A 16140-nucleotide genomic window follows, 5' to 3' on the forward strand; every position below is an offset into this window, starting at 1 on the left:
AATAGCGCCCCTTGAAACTCGATAGCACACTCGACACAAGTCTCGAAAAACAAAGGTAAAACAATGGCAATTCAATGGTATCCGGGCCACATGCACAAAGCGCGCAAGCAGATCGAAGAGGTCATGCCGCAAGTGGATTTGGTCATCGAAGTTTTGGATGCGCGAATTCCATACTCGAGCGAGAACCCTATGGTGTCGCAATTGCGCGGTGATACCCCGTGCATCAAGCTGTTGAACAAGTCCGACTTGGCCGACCCAGAAATCACTCAACTGTGGCTGGATCATTTTGACGCCCAAAAAGGCGTTAAGGCTATGGCCATCACCACTTCGGACTTGAATCAGGTCAATAAAATTCCCGACTTGTGCCGCAAGCTAAGCCCTCACCGCGACCAGCCAGACAAGGCGATTCGTACCATGATTATGGGGATCCCAAACGTGGGCAAGTCGACGCTTATCAACACCTTGGCTGGACGAATTATCGCTAAAACCGGTAACGAGCCTGCAGTCACCAAGCGCCAGCAGCGCATCAGCCTCAAAAACGGCATTGTGTTGTCAGACACCCCTGGGATCTTGTGGCCTAAGGTAGAAAACGAAAATTCAGGTTATCGTCTAGCGGTCACCGGTGCCATTCGTGACACCGCCATGGAGTACGAAGACGTGGCTATGTATGGAGTGGAATACCTGATGCAGGCCTACCCTGAGCGCTTGGCAGAACGCTATAACATCGACGACATGGACCAAGAGCCGATTCAAATATTAGAAGAGATTGGTCGTCGACGCGGCGCGTTGCGCGCTGGAGGTCGTATTGACTACCACAAGGCTTCCGAGGTGTTGCTACACGAGCTGCGCGGCGGCAAGCTCGGCTTAATCACACTAGAAACTCCTGAGATGATCGAACGCGAAGAGGTCATAGTGGAGGAGCAGCGCGAAGCCAAACGAATTCGCGATGAAGAGCGCAAAGAACACTACAAAAACAAGAAACGCCGTCGCTAGACGGCGTTTTCGCTTAACCACTCTGTTAGCATCAGGCCTATTTAATCAGGTTTAAGATGGGCTTAAATTCCGGCGCTCGACAATCTTCAACCATTTCATACAAACACATCTCAACACCGCTGATGGTGATTCCATTTTGACGCAAACGCTCAAACGCCAATTGCTTATTGGTTTCGGTGCGCGAAGCCACCGCATCACTGACCACATGCACATCGTATCCTTGTGCCTTTAAATCCAGCGAGCTTTGACACACGCAAATATGAGTCTCGATACCGCACACCAGTACTGACTCAACATCCAAGGCACTTAAGCGCTGGTTAAAGGCATTTTCGCCGCTGGCGCTAAACGCATATTTGATAATGGGCTCTTCACCACTGAGCAGTCCGGTTAGCTCTTCAACTGTGCCGCCGAGCTTTTCTGGGTTTTGTTCAAGCCACAAAATTGGTAGCCCCAGTGCTTGCGCGCCTTGAATCAACTTTTGGCAACCAGCAATCATGGCATCAGACCTGTCCACCAAGCGCGCCAACTTGCCTTGCACATCGATAAGCACTAACGCGGTTTTGTCTTTGTTAAGCATGCGAATTACCCCCTGAACTATCTTCTTTTTACTTGAGTTGTGACGCCAAATCTTCGGCGGCACTTTCGAGTAAGTCTAACACTCGCTCAAAGCCTGCATCGCCACCGTAATAAGGGTCTGGCACTTCATCGACTCCCGTTTGGCCGTACTGCAAAATCAGTCCTAACTTGTGTTGATATTGATCCGGACAACGACCAGAAAGATCCCGCAGATTCTGCTTGTCCGCCGCCAGAATCATATCAAACCGCTCGAAATCAGCGGCCACCACTTGGCGGGCCCTGTGTCCTTTGAAACTGTAGCCTCTTGCCTGACCGGCGGCCATACTACGAGGATCTGGCTTTTCGCCTTGATGGTAAGCAATGGTCCCAGCAGAATCGATTTCAGCCAACACCCCCTGCTCAGCAAACTTTTGTTTAAACACGGCTTCAGCAGTTGGGCTGCGGCAAATGTTGCCCATGCAGACAAACAATACGCTATTTATTTTTTTATAGTCCATATTTTCAGACACTCATAAAATTTCCGCTAAGTAAACATACTATTCAACTGTAAAAACCTTAACTTACTCAAGGATAAACTGATACCTCATCGCAATATTCTTTGGTTATTAGCTTCCAATTATTTAAAGCAAACTTTCATTCCTATACAAGGTTAAAGCTACAGCATTTAGTTCAATTTATGGAAAAATCGTGTTGTGCTTGTTTTGTAGAAACTGGACAACACCGCGAGAATTCAACAACCCATGAAAAAAAATCGAGTACCAATTGTTTGGAGTGTCAAACTTCCTGTCATATTTAGATAATGCACTATTTATGTAACCCTCAAATTCTGCAACGGATTCTATGTTTTCATCTGGCAAGGTATGAATACTCAAACTTGGATCTTTAACAAGTGAGTCCCACTGTCCTTCCAGCCAGCAAATCAACCCTGAAGGTAATACGACCTTTTCTGCATGAAACTTGATACTTTCAATTTCAGGGTGATAAGGCTGTGCATACTTAATTTCTATTTTAGCCATTGGGAACATTGGATCTTCAGATATATCACAAGATATAATCCTTTGACTTAACACATTATCATAATACGGGTGTAGTACTCGTCTACTCCCATCCTTTAAGTTAGTGCGCCTTTTTATGTTGCAATCACAAGCAGGCACTAGGTTTTTTGAATATATCGCGAATTCTGGGTAATCTTCTTTTGGAAATAAATGGTCTAGAGTTCCAGTGCCCAAAGAGCCGCACATAGGACAAATAATAGGCGATGATTCTCTTAGGTCTTTAATAAACTTTAAATCTTTTGGTGGCGACTTGTAGTTCTTCTTTAAACCATCCGCTAGATCATCAGTAATGTTAACTGACGCAACATTGAATGCATTCCCACTGTTTGCATCATAATCTACATATCCATTGAGAATATTTTTCAGTTCGTTCTTTAGGTAAGGATAGGTAGTTTCGCCTAAGCTGTCGTTATTGGAATTTGCTGTAGTTGTTTGTCTATCATCTGTTACTGGTAAAGCAAGCTTTTTCAAAATTATGCCTCCATCATGCGCTTCAGTCGCATCAAGGCTGACAGTGAAATTTCATTACCAAACTGTTCTTCTATCTCTGTAAATCTTCTGCTTTTCACATTGTTGTAGAGCTTCTTTGAAAGTCTTATTTCAGTGTCTTCTTGAAAAATAAACTGTGAAATAGAATCTACTGTTGCACCAAATGTTGGTAACCTGGGCCTATCGGTCACCAATCTATTATCTGATAATGAGAGAACTGCTACTTGTTCATTAGGTACTTCACGAACAAAGTAGGCTGAATGAGTAGCAATAAGAGCCTGAGAGCCTGTTTTTTCTAGTAAGAAGTCTAGTAGACCTATGAAATCAACAATCATGTTTGGATGCATGTGTGTTTCAGGTTCATCCATCAATACAAATGTACCATTTTCAATGAACAAGCAACTCAGCAAGGCAAACTTAAAGAAGGTTAATTGACCACTACTAAGCGGGTAAAAACCATCGCCCCTTTTTACTTTAGGATCTAAGTTAGGTTCAATAGTTGCCCAATGGTCCAAAATGTCCTTTTCTCCACTCCCAGTTAAAAACATGGATAAGCTCAGAAATCGTTCCGACTTTAATTGAATACAAATATTACTTGTGCCTAAGCCAGCTTGCTCTAGTGAATCTAAAAAAAGCTCCTTACGCGAGTATCCACCAATCTCATCTTCACTTCTTGCTAATTGTACTAGGCAATCGCCAATATTATGTGTTCCTTTGCGCGTGAGGGTTAAGCGTCGATAATATAGTTTTTGCGTCTTCCTTCTCTCTGGTGGAAATGTATTTGCGGTTTCTCCAGGTGTCGCTATCGCGATAATTCGGTTGATGAGAGGTCGATTGCCTTCAGCATCAACCAATGATAGTCCGTTATCTTTGTATTGAAGTGCACTCCGACAAAACGCTTTTAGTGATTCGCTTTTACCAACCCCATTCTTACCTATAAGTATGAATATTCGTTTAGGCACAACACTTTGGTGGTTGTATTCTAACAACAGTTGGTGAGGTTCTTCAAAACCATCAAGTTGAAATTCAAGTTTTAACTTGCTAGTTATCGCACTATCATTTTTTAGCTCTTCACCAATGACAATACTGTCTGCATTGTGATAAGCGAAGAATGGTTCAGAGTTACGCATAAAACCAAGTTTGAATACTTCAGTATTAATGGCTTTTCTGACCCAACCCTCATCAGTATCTTTATAATGAGAGAGATCGTTTACTGAACGTAAAAATAGTTCAACTCCTTCACGGCCAAACTCGTCGTACAGGTCTCGGTAACTTTGCATGTTAGGCAGCAAAGTAAAAAATGGAGGAAGGTCTTCTGCGAAAACAGCCTCTTGTTCCATCTTTTGTATATGCCCAGATAATGTTTCCCTTCTATCGTAAAATAGCTGCGCCTTGTCTTCCTCTATATCATCAGGAGCGATAAAACCGATTAACATTGAGCCAGCCATAGGCCTTAGCTTTTCAGATAGACAAACCTTAAATTCACAACGGATTTTAAACCCGAAGTCATTCCATGATGTCTCGGCAGGTGAGATGACTACTTGACCAGGCAATGGTAGGTGCTCAGCGCTTGTATTTAGGCTAAATAAAACTTGAAGCCGTTCCATAAAACTCCCTTGTAATGACTCATATCTCTCTCGCGATTCAAAAAAGGCCCGTAACCTAGGGTCACGAGCCTTGTTGTTTACTTACCCATTTCCGAATCTGGGTACAGGCTCTGCCACCACTCTGGCTGCTCTTTTAGGTGCAAGTCAAACCAGGCAAGCGTCGCATCCCACCAATCAAAGCGCGCTTGGCGGCCATTGATATGGTGATCCTGACCGTTAAACTCGATCAACTCTACCGGCTTATCCAGTAATTTCAGCGCCGTATATAGATAATGGCTTTCCGCCACCGGAACATTGGTATCGGCATTACCGTGCAACAGTAGCAAAGGTGTATTGATCTTATCGGCGTGATATAGCGGGCTTTGCTCTACGTACAGCTCCTTGTTATTCCAAGGGAAGCTGCCACGACTAGCGATACCTGAGTAACCATAGCCCCACCAACCATAACCCCAGTAAGCCGACAAGTTGGAGATACCAGCGTGGGCCATAGAAGCGGCAAAGATGTCAGTTTTGGTGGCCAAGTACATGGTCATAAAGCCACCGTAGGAAGCACCCATGTTACCAACGCGCTTAGGATCCACATACGGATGCGCCTTCAGGAAAGCCTTGGTACCGGCGATGATGTCATCAGCACTGTACTTGCCCCAGGCGTTCACATGGCGTCCAGAGAACTCCTGACCATAGCCAGTAGCACCATTGGGTTGTAGCACATACACCACATAGCCTTGCGCCGCCCACAGATTAAACGGCCAGCGACCGGTAAAGCTGCGGGTGACCGGCGAGGTACCGCCGTAGTAATACACCAGTGCTGGGTATTGTTTATCGGCGTCGAAATCCGCTGGGTAGTAGACGCGACCATCAATCTCATGACCTAGCTCATTGGTAAAATCAAAGTCCTTGATTTCACCCAGTTTGCGATTGCTATAGGCAATGGCTTGACTGTCAAACAGAGGTTTTTTGCGCTGGTTGCTTAACTGCATATTGAACGCTTTTTGTGGCACGGTAGCCGAGGTGCCGGCATAGGCGACATTGGCCTTGCTCAAATCGCTGGCAACGCTGTAGCTATTCACCACATCCACATCAGTTTTAAGACGTTGGAAGCGCTTTTTGCTCAAATCAAACCAATACAGCTGCGAGCGGTCTTGGTCGGTTACTTTAACCACCAAATCGTCGTTTTTCAGTTTTTGGATCTCGCCAATGGCTGGCGCAAACTCTTTGCTCAGCGCACTAACATTGCCCTGATTGTCACGCCAGTAAAGCTGGCCATCGTAATCATTCACCACCAAGTCTTCGGCTGACTTACCCAGACCTTTCATGAAGTTGGGGCCTGCTTGCAGGTAAATACCATCTTCGGCATAAGTGGCACCGCCAAAGGTGCGATACTCACCTATCAGAGTTTCCTCAAGGGTCGATAAATCCAACTCGATAAGTTGAGACAAGCTGTGCGCTGGCTCTTTGTAGTCCACAGGCGTGCGCGATAGCAGCAGTTTACCGCGCTGTGCATCCGCATCTAACAGATAATTACTCAGCGGGTTGTTGGTCAGTTGGCGCATCATGCCTGAGACGACATCCAGCTGGTACAACTGAGTGTGATTGCGCCAGTAGCTCCAGCGGTCTTGCAGCGCATTCAGACGCTTATTGGTGGCTTTGTCATCGGCTTTAAACGGGGTATCCCAGCTCACCAACAAGCTGTTGTCGTTATACCAATGCAGACCCGACACTGACTCAAGCCCTTGCGCCAGAGTAGTGATTTCAAGAGTCTTCAGGTTCATTGTGTGAACTTGCTTGTCAGCGAAGAAAGCAAATTGCTCGCTATCGCCAGACCAAGCAATGGCGCTTGGACGCTGGCTCGACCAAGCGTATACGCGTTGATTGTCTTTAACTCGAACTAACTCGGTAGTTTTAACCGCTTTATCGCCCTTGCTGGCTTGATACTCGGTTTTGGTCATTATCAGGTATTGGCCATTGGGTGAGAGCGAGAAGCCGCCTACAGTGGGCGCATCAAACAACAGCTCGGCCGACACCCTTTGCTTACCTTCAGACGATAACGCTAGTTGGTCATTGTCGGTTTTGCCTTGCCAATCAAGCGACAATTCGCTGTCTTCGGTGCGGCCATCGGCCAAAATCAACAAGTGATAGTCGCCGTTTCGCAAGCTAAGCTCGACTTCCTCCCCTGCTCCGACTTTCTCACCGTTCAAATACACTTGCGCCGCGTCCAAACCGCTAAGCGTCAAGCTACCTTGAGTAAAGCGCTCGGTGCTGATTTGGGTTTGATACGCCACCCAACCTTTGGCGTCACTGGTGTTCACCGCTTGCCACTTTTGCGTCTGGCCAAACAAATCAAGGCTTGAGGCTGTGTGAGACTGATACAAATGACGAGCAATATTGGCAGTCAAGGCATCGGCGTGTTTGCCTTCAGATAGGGTCTGAGCGCTAGCCGAAGTGATCGGGCCTAGCTGAGTCATTTTGCTTTTATCCAGTTCAGCTGTCAAAGCGCTGCCGGATAGGGCCAGCGCTAGTGCGCTGCCAAGCAGTGTCAGAGATTTCATTGGGGTTCCTTGTTATTGTTTTTTCAGGGATTGACCCTGTTAAGGATGCTGACTCAGTTTGGCAAAGCTGGCGGCAAAATGCATGGCTTTTTTGAAGTGCGTTAGTCGGCCAATTGTTACAAGGCTTATTCAATCAGGGGTTATTCGGTGCAAAAAGAATAGCCAGCGCTGATGCGCTGGCTATTTAGTGGTTAAAAGCGATACTCCCTTGGCCTTAGTTCGTCTATGTCGACTCTTGCCACCACTGGATATACCCGTTTAGCCGTCACCAGATACCTAAGCTCGCCACCCACCGAAGTGGCATCGAAGGGATAACAGGTGACTAACTGCAAGCGCTCTTCTCCCACCTGCCCTAACAAGTCGCCGCGACTTTGGTGAACCACTTGTATCGACTCTACTAGATAGTCCTCGACCTGACGGTCGGCACCCAACCATTGGATGCGATCGTCAACCTTGAGCGTTTCAAGGCCGGCAAAGTGAGTGTCCTTGTGGCCAAACACCACTTTGTTCGCCTGACTGTTGCTCGCCTGTCCCAGCCACAAGCCAGGACCAAAGGCTAGGTTGCGACCGCTTGCGCCAGCTAACACCAACAGCGATTGCTGTGTGTCTGGGAAACTCAATTTAGCCACCGGATGAGTATCTGCCCATGACCATGGCTTAGTGGCTTTGCCCGTTTCTAGCTGTTGTTGCCAAGCGCTTTCTAGCAGCCATTGAGCGGCATAAGCTTTGGCCTGCAAATAGCCCCCATTGAACATCAGCCCAATTCCTACAGTCAGAGTTAACGCCAAGCCTACCAATTGTTTGCGACGCTTGTTTTGGTGACTCACCTGTTTACGACTCATAGAAACCTCCTGCGTCCAGCGCGCAACCAAAGCCCAGATAGCAATACCAGCGCCAGTCCCAGCATGAGTTGCAAGTCAGAGCCCAAGCCAGTCTGTGGCATGGTTTGCATGTTCCACCCTGCTGGCATATGAGGTTTTATTTTTTGCTCCCAAGCTTCCTCGATGTTTCGCGGCGTTTTATCCACGGCGACTAAGCTGGTTTGCGAGGAGACTAGGCCGTGCGCCAATGCTAGCTCGAGCGTTTTATTGTCTCTTGCCTGCTGGTCGAGACTCCAGTCGAGCGCCAAACTATCAATCTGATCCTTGGCCCATAACTTGTTGATGCCTTGCCCTTGACTTAGTGAGATAGCATCCACATCGACCCACTGTTGCCAACGCCCAAACATGCTAGTGCCTTCGATGAGCATTTGTTGCACACCTGGCGGAATAACAAAACTGGTCACCAGCGGCATGCCAAAGTACAAGTCCGGTAAAGGATTCGGCCAAGATTGCACCGGCTGGCCATTACCCCAGCTGATGCGCAAGTCGCGCAGCGCCGGATACGCTAGTTGGTCAAACAGCGCTCGCATTTGCGCTTCAACTTGGTCAATCGCGCCTATGTATCGATAGCTACCACGGCCCACCCAAGCGGCGCGAGACATAAAATAGCCGTTTGGCGCCGAGCCAATGCCCACGGTAAACAACCGCGATTGGCCCAATTGGGTTCTGATTTTCATCAGTAAGCTATCCTCAAAACCGATAGCCCCATCGGTTAAAAACACCAACTGTTTTAGCGACTCGCCATCGCTTTTTAAGTGCATCGCCGCATCAAAAGCCAAATGCATGTTGGTGCCTCCATCGGCTTGCAACCCACTTACAAACCGACGGGCAGCGTTGAGCTCAAACGCACTGGCTTCAACCGAGCTCTGTCGAAATAGCTGAACGCCGCTGCTAAAAGCAATCACGTTAAAGCTATCCTGAGCGCTCAGTTGATTCAGCCCATAAATCAACGCCGCTTTGGCCTGTTCGATGGAGCTTCCTGACATAGAACCGGACACATCCAAGACAAACACAACCTCGCGAGCCAAGCGCTGCCTATCGGCCAACTCTGGACTGGCCGGAAACAGCATTAACAGACCGTACTCCTTCCCTTCATGGCGCTGACGCAACAACTGCGCCTGCGGCATCTCACCCAATCTAGGACTCCAATTCAGCACAAAATCCTTATCGGCAACGGCCTGCTCCGCCAACTGAATCGTCCAGCCACCATTGGGCTTGGCTTGTTTTTCGATGTCGTGATAACGGCTTGTGAGGCTGGCCAACTCAAACCCCGGGGCAAAATCCATGCTAAGGTTCCAACCCAAACTCGGTGTGCTGTCACCGCGAGTACTTGGAGCCAACAACATACTGGGGTGATAGCGCGGCGCCACTACCGTGGGAAATCTCAACTCAAATTGGCCGTTGATAAATGCGGTTGTTTGTTGGTACTCAATGCGGACAGATACGGTTTCACCTGGAGCAATATGCGCCACCTTGGTTTGAAACACATTGGGTTTGTGCTGCCTTACTAAGCTGGCACTTTTGCCCTCGGCCTTGGCCTGTTCGAAACTTGCCTCGGCTTGGCGCTTTTCTTGGATCTCACCTTCAATTAAACGCTCACCGATGCGCAATTGCATTCGATCGACTGCTGCGTTTTCGGGCAGCGGAAACTGATAGCGTCCGTGCACCCAGACATCGCTGGTATTGCGAAATTGCTGGGTGACAGTGACTCGATTAACCACACCTGAGACTTGCATCTCGACATCAGTATTAAGCAGTAAGCTCTCAAATTCGTCGTTATCGGTTGGCAGTCCTTGCGCTAAAGGTGTTAGCCATAGGGATGGCGTCTCTTGGACGCCATCCACACTGGCGTGGGCTGCCAGGCTTGGCATCAGCCAAGCCACTAGCAGCCAACCCAAGGCGTAGACCAGCACTAAAGCACGCAGCCATTGCTTGATAAAGCCAGTCATAACGCCTCCTTAGTGCGACTTTGCAGTCTGGCTAACGTCAATCACCGAGGTGATGGCGACGCGACGCTCAAAGGTGTTGCTCTCGTAATCCGGGGTGTCCACCAGCTCGGTTTGGCTGCCGTAACCCTGAGCGTGCAAACGCTCCGCTGCCACCCCTTGGGCCATTAAGAAATCGCTAACCGCGAGCGCGCGTTTTTCTGACAAGCTTTGGTTGAAAGTGGCATCTCCCGTTGGATCGGCAAATCCTGCTAGTTCCAGTTTCAACTGAGGTTGGTTGTGCATTAGCTGAGCCAGTTCGGCCAACTGGGCTTTGAAATGAGGCTCTAACTCTGCCGAGCCGCTGCGAAACTGAATGTTCATTGCCAACGACAGCGCTTGCGCCTGCTCAAGCTCCGACTGTAGACGGGCGATGGTCAGCTGGCTCTGGTTATAGGCTTGGGCAGTCTGCATCAAGTGCTCGTTTTCCGAAGACAGCTGGCTAATTTGCTCAGACTGGCTATCAATCAAGTCCTCGTGGGCCACACTCTTGCCAATGAAGATGCCACTGAACGCGCCGACAAACAGGCCAACCGGACCACCAACTAGGGCGCCAACTAAAGCTCCCGATCCCATACCAACTAGCTCGGGTGTTTTATTAAGCTCGGTTTCTGATTGCGCCTGCGCAGGCAGTGTCAGACAAGTGGATAGTGCGATGGCGATAAGTTGCTTTTTCATAACGATTCCTCGTGGGTGTGTTCTTGTTCGTTGAGAGCTATTACACACTCCACAAATGGCCAAAGGCGGCGCACAAAAAGGCAAACTTCTGAGCAATTGTGGCGAAATTATGGCAATCGCTTTTTTAGAAAGGCTTTTGGGCAAAATTTGGGTATTATCAGAGCCCTAGCAAGTGTTAAGGCTGAATATGAAACGCATCGCCATAGTCGAAGACGAACGCGCCATCCGCGAGAACTACATAGATTTACTGACCCACCACGGATACTCGGTACAAGGCTTTCCCAATCGTCTGGAGGCCCAACAGAGCTTTGCCAGCCAATTGCCAGATTTGGTGATCATAGATATTGGGCTACAGGACGAAATGGACGGTGGTTTCAGCCTGTGTCAGTGGCTGCGTGCTAAAAGCTCAAGCTTGCCAATCATCTTTCTGACCGCTCGTGACAATGACATTGATATGGTGTCAGGCTTTCGCCTAGGCGCTGATGATTACTTATCTAAAGACGTCAGTGTGCATCAATTGGTCGCGCGCCTGTCAGCTTTATTTAGGCGCGCCGATTTAGCTCAAACCCCACAAGCGCCAAAGTTAATTGAAGTGGGCCACTTGAGCATTGACCCCGAGCGCCTGCGCCTGAGCTGGAAAGGATGCGCACTAGATTTAACCGTCACCGAGTTTTGGCTGATTCACGCACTGGCTCAGCATCCTGGCCATGTGCGCGCGCGCTCGCACTTAATGCAAGCGGCACAAATGGTGGTGGACGATGCCACTATCACCTCCCACGTCAAACGCATTCGCAAGAAGTTTCAGGCCATAGACAAGGAATTCGACGCCATCGACACAGTCTACGGCGCGGGTTACCGCTGGAACGAGGCCAACTAGCCTATGCGCTGGCGTTTAGGACTGATCCCCAAGGTATTAGCCGTATCCAGCTTTATGCTGTTACTGCCGGTGATCGGCTATCAATTCATCGAAGAGATGGAGAGTTACCTACAACAAGGGCAAGAGCGTACTTTGTTGGGAACCGCCCAAGCGCTGGCCACGGCACTGCACGAACGCCCAGAGTTATTTGACCGCAACGCCGGCTTTCTAGAGCAAGTTAAGCAGGGCCGAGATCTATACGCCCACACGCTAACCCGTCCGATTCAACTGGATGGTTTTCTCAATGATTGGGATGAGCAACGCCAACACTTTCTGCGCTATGACGGCAATGATGCGGTATTTGTGAAATCCAACCAAAGCGCCCATGGGCTGAGCTTCGAGCACATGATTGGCAAGTACCAAGGCTACTTGTACGCCGCCTTTGAAGTACGCGACTCAAACCCTGTGCTGCGCTCTCGCAACAGCATTCGCATCGACCGCAACGACCTTTTGTTAATTGCACTGGAATCTCCCGAGGGCGAGTTTCAACGCTACGCTGTGTCTGTGACTCGAGACGGCTGGTTTAACGGCTACCGAGTCGAGGGACGTCTGCGCGATAGCCACTCGCTACCAGTAGAGCGACGCATTGAAGGCCAGTGGCTGACCACCGACAAAGGCTACAACATTGAGTTGCGTTTGCCCTTGTCGATGCTGGGCAGCAAGTTAGCCTTCGCCATCCAAGATGTGGTCAGCGCCGATAACCCACAAGTAGCTCGAATTATCGGTACCGCCAACCCGCACCGGGCCGATCAAATTGGCTCTGTACTGGTGCCCTCGCCTGAAATCGACCGCATCATCAAAGGCATGCAACACAGCCAAGCACGGCTGTGGGTCGTGGACCGTCATCAAAGGGTGCTCGCGCGATCGGGTGATATATATCAGTCCGACGGTGTGTGGGCGCAAAACCCGCAACGCCAACCTAAATCCGATGATTTCTGGTCGTCTGTGTATCAACGCTGGCTCGAACCTCGCTTGGACACCTGGTTAACCCGGCCCAGCCAAGATTTTGTCGATACGCTAAACGATACGACTCAGCTAGACTCGAACGACATCACAAAAGCGCTGCAAGGCTTGCCCCAATCCAGTTGGCGATTGACCCCGGATAACAAGGCCACCATATTAACCGCCACTCACCCCATTTACGTGGACGGTCAAGTGATGGGTGCTGTGGTAGCCGAAGCCACCACCAATGGCATTCGTTCCTTGCGCAATACCGCCATGCAGAACCTGTTTAAGATGCTGGCTTGGGTGATTCTACTGGGGTTGGTCATGCTACTGTTTTTTGCCGGAGGCCTTTCTTGGCGAATTCGGCGCTTGCGCAATCAAACCGAAGCGGCGATTGACGACAATGGCCGTGTTACCACCCAACTCGAGCTTTCAAAACGCCAAGACGAAATCGGTGATTTGTCCCGAAGTTTTAGCCAAGTACTCGAGCGCCTTGCTCAGCACAACCAATACCTCGAACAACTGGCTTCGCGGTTATCCCACGAGCTGAGAACCCCGGTGGCAGTAGTGCGCTCATCGCTGGAAAACCTCAGCAGTGGCTTAGAGCCCGAGCGCCAAGCCAAAGTGATTGACCGTGCTCAGGAAGGCATCACGCGTCTCAATCGAATCTTGGCCTCTATGACCGAAGCCAGCCGCCTCGAGCAGAGTTTGCAATCCATGGAGCTTGAACCCATCGCGCTAAATGATTTGGTAGAGGGCTATTGTCAGGGCTATCGCATGGCCTATCCGAACCAGAATTTTGAGCTTGTGCTGCCAAAAGCAAAAGTGATGGTACAAGGCCAGCCAGAATACCTAGGCCAATTACTCGACAAGCTGATCGCTAACGCCTGTGAGTTCAGCGAAGCGGGCAAACCTGTGGTGATTGAGCTGGCTCGACTCGGCGATACAGCCAAGCTTGTCGTGTCTAACAGCGGTCCCCTGCTTCCAGACACCATGAGCGAAGAGCTGTTTAGCTCCATGGTTTCGGTACGAGCGAAAACTGGAGAAGCAGACAAGCCTCACCTAGGGCTGGGCTTGTACATCGTTCAGCTGATCAGTGACTATCACAAGGGACGAGTGTCGATCGCTAATCGAAAAGATGGCAGCGGTGTCGAGGTTAGTCTATTGCTACCCGCAAGCGCCTAGTCTCGCCCTAACCCTTGCCTCCAATAAGCAATCGTTCTCCCAGAAATGGGGGACTAAGAACGGGCTTAGAAACCTTCCTAGCACTAACCTCAGCGCTATTTGCGTTTTCTCCCAATCGGCAACAGTGTTTTTCGCCGACGCGCCAATCGACCTTCTAGTTTCTCGTCAATGGTGTCTATTAAAAACTCGAGCAGTACGAAGAACCCCAAAAAACAGCATATTGGCAAAACAACATCACTCAGGAGCTCGCCAATACTGCCTTCTGGATATTCAGGCTCTGTGCTACCAACAAATGCATAAGTCGCCGAAGCCAGCTGATACGCCAGCACCACAGCTATCGCTTTTAATAAAGTTTTCATCAGGATTTGCTTTGAGTAGCGATTAAAAACCAGATGGTTATCGAATCAGAATACCGTGCAAGCCTATTGCGGAGGTTAGGCTTGAACAAGCGGCAATATAGAGACTTTATTACTCAGGTTCAAAAATTTACAGCTACTGTAGCTTATATGGGTTTGCCGCACAGATTTGCCCATCCAATTGTTATCGGATTGTTGGGGCAGTAATATCTTGGTTGAATTTAACGGTGGAAGAATTCCGGCTCTAGTCGCCGGTAAGTATCTCAGCGATGCTAAGGTGCAAATGCTGGTAAAAAGGATGGTTGCGGCGGCGCTGTAAAAAGCCACCAAACACTTCTACTGTAGAGAAATCCTCGCTCACACTGGGCAATGCAAAGGTGTCGATATCGCTTCGCAACAAACAGGTAGAGCGACTGGCAAATAAAATTGCATCACTATTGGCTAGCAGTTCTAGCCCTGCTGTAAGGCTATGTGTTTCGAGAACGACGTTGGGCTGAAGCTTATGCTTTTGATATTCGCGCTCTACATAGTGATGGCGTGAGGACAACCAAGGCTCGGGCAAATGAACGACCGGCAGCTCAGCTAGGTCGCTCCAACAATTGTTGGCACCCAAACTTGGGTGTCCCTTTCTGGCCAGAATCTGCATGGGTTCCTGGTACAGCGGCTCACAAAACAAGGATTGCGCCAACTCAGTGTCGTTATCGCAGATCAGATAATCAAACTCACCTTTGGTAAACCCCTCATAACTTTGCTCAGTAAGATGTAGCAAGTTTAAAGGGGCCTTTGGGTAGCGCTGGTGTAGCTGAGATACCAATCTGCCGCCCTGCTCTTCGAGCAAATAAGGGTCTACCAACAAAGAGATTGGCGCCGAATACTGTGAAGCATCAAATTCGTGATACTGCTGTAGCGCCAGACTCACCGGTTCTAGCATTTGTTCAATGGCCCGGGCCAAGCTCAGGGCTAATTCAGAGGCTTGCATCCCATGAGCCTGACGCACGAACAATTGATTGCCGAACGCGGCTTTTAACTGAGTCAAACCCCGACTAGCGCTGGCCTGTGAGATACCCAACTTCAACGCGGCCGCTTTGGTGCTACCTGTGTCCACGAGCGCTTTGAGCAAACGCAACAGGTTCAAATCAAGCTTATTTAAATCTTGCATCTATCCCTCTCTATTCAATCAAAGCGCCGATGTGATTAGGCGGTTTTCATCACTATCACAGCCGCAATCACTGTGAAGATCCCAAGCCAGCCGATAGGTTTTAGTTTTTGTTTAAAGAACACATAGCCTCCGAGCGCCGTGCCTAAAATACCTATGGCTCCCCAACTCGCGTAAGCTATAGCCAAGTCCATGGTTTTCACCGCTTGCGCCAGCAGAGTAAAGGCTGCCAGTACAAGGAAAATGGCGCTAAACCCCCAGCGCTTTCGAGTAAACCCATGAGATTGGGTCAATGCCATATTGGCTGCGATATCTAACAGTGCTGCTAGCACAACAAAGCCAAAAGCAGCAGTAAAAAACGTACTCATAAAACTCTCTCCCGCTATTGAACTTGAAATTGGTGCGTTCGCTGCTGGTCTTGGCCAGCCAGCGGCTCTGGCTTAGCGTGCTCTTCGCCAAGGGTGACCATCACCACTCCAGCTACGACCATCGCCAATCCGATAATTTCTTGCAGCATCAATGGCGAATCAAAATAAAATATCGACACGACAGTAATCAGGGCGATCCCAAGGCCTTCCCAACAGGCGTAAGCCACACCAATCGATATTCGCTTGGCGGCCAGCGCCAAAAAGTAGTACGAAATTGAAATCAAAATGTACATCACCAAATAGCTGGTGATTGAGCCTCCGCTGCCAGCCACTTTCATAGAGCTAGTGCCCGCGACTTCAGAAAAGATGGCGAGCATCAAAAAGAATCTCGCTAAAAACAT

Annotated in this window: 15 protein-coding genes; 3 read left to right on the forward strand and 12 right to left on the reverse strand. The window is 49.2% G+C overall.

Going from position 1 to position 16140, the window contains the following annotated elements:
- Window positions 1–63 precede the first annotated feature (63 nt).
- Entirely contained in the window at window positions 64–993 is a 930-nt protein-coding gene (gene ylqF, locus CLC93_RS15155) for a ribosome biogenesis GTPase YlqF (RefSeq protein WP_095506827.1), read from the forward strand.
- 37 nt (window positions 994–1030) lie between these two features.
- On the opposite strand, the gene CLC93_RS15160 is transcribed toward ylqF, so the two are convergent.
- The 8 genes from CLC93_RS15160 to pdsO all read right to left on the reverse strand — a co-directional run bounded on the left by CLC93_RS15160 (window position 1031) and on the right by pdsO (window position 10813).
- A complete protein-coding gene (locus tag CLC93_RS15160; RefSeq protein ID WP_095506828.1) occupies window positions 1031–1570 on the reverse strand; it encodes a hydrolase in 540 nt (179 codons plus the stop codon).
- Between the two features lie 28 nt (window positions 1571–1598).
- Window positions 1599–2066, reverse strand: a complete 468-nt coding sequence (locus tag CLC93_RS15165; RefSeq protein WP_095506829.1) for a low molecular weight protein-tyrosine-phosphatase — start codon at window positions 2064–2066, stop codon at window positions 1599–1601.
- A 177-nt stretch (window positions 2067–2243) separates the two neighbouring features.
- On the reverse strand, window positions 2244–3095 hold the full coding sequence (locus CLC93_RS15170; RefSeq protein ID WP_095506830.1) for a hypothetical protein: 852 nt from the start codon (window positions 3093–3095) through the stop codon (window positions 2244–2246).
- A 2-nt stretch (window positions 3096–3097) separates the two neighbouring features.
- On the reverse strand, window positions 3098–4720 hold the full coding sequence (locus tag CLC93_RS15175; protein ID WP_095506831.1) for an AAA family ATPase: 1623 nt from the start codon (window positions 4718–4720) through the stop codon (window positions 3098–3100).
- 77 nt (window positions 4721–4797) lie between these two features.
- Complete coding sequence (locus CLC93_RS15180; RefSeq protein WP_095506832.1) at window positions 4798–7269, reverse strand: alpha/beta hydrolase family protein; 2472 nt, start codon at window positions 7267–7269, stop codon at window positions 4798–4800.
- 191 nt (window positions 7270–7460) lie between these two features.
- The gene (locus CLC93_RS15185; protein ID WP_245837177.1) at window positions 7461–8111 is read right to left on the reverse strand and encodes a class GN sortase; all 651 of its coding nucleotides are present in this window, start codon (window positions 8109–8111) and stop codon (window positions 7461–7463) included.
- Entirely contained in the window at window positions 8108–10099 is a 1992-nt protein-coding gene (locus CLC93_RS15190; protein ID WP_095506833.1) for a VIT domain-containing protein, read from the reverse strand. Before CLC93_RS15190 ends, CLC93_RS15185 begins: the two co-directional genes overlap by 4 nt.
- A gap of 9 nt (window positions 10100–10108) precedes the next feature.
- Window positions 10109–10813: a sortase-associated OmpA-like protein PdsO gene (gene pdsO, locus CLC93_RS15195; RefSeq protein ID WP_095506834.1), complete on the reverse strand. Its 705-nt coding sequence runs from the start codon at window positions 10811–10813 to the stop codon at window positions 10109–10111.
- Between the two features lie 187 nt (window positions 10814–11000).
- On the opposite strand from pdsO, the gene pdsR reads away from it, so the two are divergent.
- Together pdsR and pdsS are read left to right on the forward strand one after the other, a co-directional pair.
- Window positions 11001–11690, forward strand: coding sequence for a proteobacterial dedicated sortase system response regulator (gene pdsR / locus CLC93_RS15200; RefSeq protein WP_095506835.1), 690 nt, complete (start codon window positions 11001–11003; stop codon window positions 11688–11690).
- 3 nt (window positions 11691–11693) lie between these two features.
- Window positions 11694–13859, forward strand: coding sequence for a proteobacterial dedicated sortase system histidine kinase (gene pdsS / locus CLC93_RS15205; RefSeq protein ID WP_095506836.1), 2166 nt, complete (start codon window positions 11694–11696; stop codon window positions 13857–13859).
- A gap of 95 nt (window positions 13860–13954) precedes the next feature.
- Here pdsS and CLC93_RS15210 read toward each other — a convergent pair whose 3' ends face one another.
- The 4 genes from CLC93_RS15210 to CLC93_RS15225 all read right to left on the reverse strand — a co-directional run bounded on the left by CLC93_RS15210 (window position 13955) and on the right by CLC93_RS15225 (window position 16140).
- Window positions 13955–14218, reverse strand: a complete 264-nt coding sequence (locus CLC93_RS15210; protein ID WP_095506837.1) for a hypothetical protein — start codon at window positions 14216–14218, stop codon at window positions 13955–13957.
- 241 nt (window positions 14219–14459) lie between these two features.
- The gene (locus tag CLC93_RS15215) at window positions 14460–15374 is read right to left on the reverse strand and encodes a LysR family transcriptional regulator (RefSeq protein ID WP_095506838.1); all 915 of its coding nucleotides are present in this window, start codon (window positions 15372–15374) and stop codon (window positions 14460–14462) included.
- 35 nt (window positions 15375–15409) lie between these two features.
- A complete protein-coding gene (locus CLC93_RS15220; protein ID WP_095506839.1) occupies window positions 15410–15739 on the reverse strand; it encodes an SMR family transporter in 330 nt (109 codons plus the stop codon).
- A gap of 14 nt (window positions 15740–15753) precedes the next feature.
- Complete coding sequence (locus CLC93_RS15225) at window positions 15754–16140, reverse strand: SMR family transporter (RefSeq protein ID WP_095506840.1); 387 nt, start codon at window positions 16138–16140, stop codon at window positions 15754–15756.

The sequence above is a fragment of the Paraferrimonas sedimenticola genome (assembly GCF_002282855.1).
GTDB classification, from domain to species: domain Bacteria; phylum Pseudomonadota; class Gammaproteobacteria; order Enterobacterales; family Shewanellaceae; genus Paraferrimonas; species Paraferrimonas sedimenticola.

Bases quoted from the DNA above. Each gene is read 5' to 3' on its own strand.
- ylqF (WP_095506827.1), top strand. From the start codon at position 64: ATGGCAATTCAATGGTATCCGGGCCACATGCACAAAGCGCGCAAGCAG.
- CLC93_RS15160 (WP_095506828.1), bottom strand. From the start codon at position 1,570: ATGCTTAACAAAGACAAAACCGCGTTAGTGCTTATCGATGTGCAAGGC.
- CLC93_RS15165 (WP_095506829.1), bottom strand. From the start codon at position 2,066: ATGGACTATAAAAAAATAAATAGCGTATTGTTTGTCTGCATGGGCAAC.
- CLC93_RS15175 (WP_095506831.1), bottom strand. From the start codon at position 4,720: ATGGAACGGCTTCAAGTTTTATTTAGCCTAAATACAAGCGCTGAGCAC.
- CLC93_RS15180 (WP_095506832.1), bottom strand. From the start codon at position 7,269: ATGAAATCTCTGACACTGCTTGGCAGCGCACTAGCGCTGGCCCTATCC.
- CLC93_RS15185 (WP_245837177.1), bottom strand. From the start codon at position 8,111: ATGAGTCGTAAACAGGTGAGTCACCAAAACAAGCGTCGCAAACAATTG.
- CLC93_RS15190 (WP_095506833.1), bottom strand. From the start codon at position 10,099: ATGACTGGCTTTATCAAGCAATGGCTGCGTGCTTTAGTGCTGGTCTAC.
- pdsO (WP_095506834.1), bottom strand. From the start codon at position 10,813: ATGAAAAAGCAACTTATCGCCATCGCACTATCCACTTGTCTGACACTG.
- pdsR (WP_095506835.1), top strand. From the start codon at position 11,001: ATGAAACGCATCGCCATAGTCGAAGACGAACGCGCCATCCGCGAGAAC.
- pdsS (WP_095506836.1), top strand. From the start codon at position 11,694: ATGCGCTGGCGTTTAGGACTGATCCCCAAGGTATTAGCCGTATCCAGC.
- CLC93_RS15210 (WP_095506837.1), bottom strand. From the start codon at position 14,218: ATGAAAACTTTATTAAAAGCGATAGCTGTGGTGCTGGCGTATCAGCTG.
- CLC93_RS15215 (WP_095506838.1), bottom strand. From the start codon at position 15,374: ATGCAAGATTTAAATAAGCTTGATTTGAACCTGTTGCGTTTGCTCAAA.
- CLC93_RS15220 (WP_095506839.1), bottom strand. From the start codon at position 15,739: ATGAGTACGTTTTTTACTGCTGCTTTTGGCTTTGTTGTGCTAGCAGCA.
- CLC93_RS15225 (WP_095506840.1), bottom strand. From the start codon at position 16,140: ATGTTTTTAGCGAGATTCTTTTTGATGCTCGCCATCTTTTCTGAAGTC.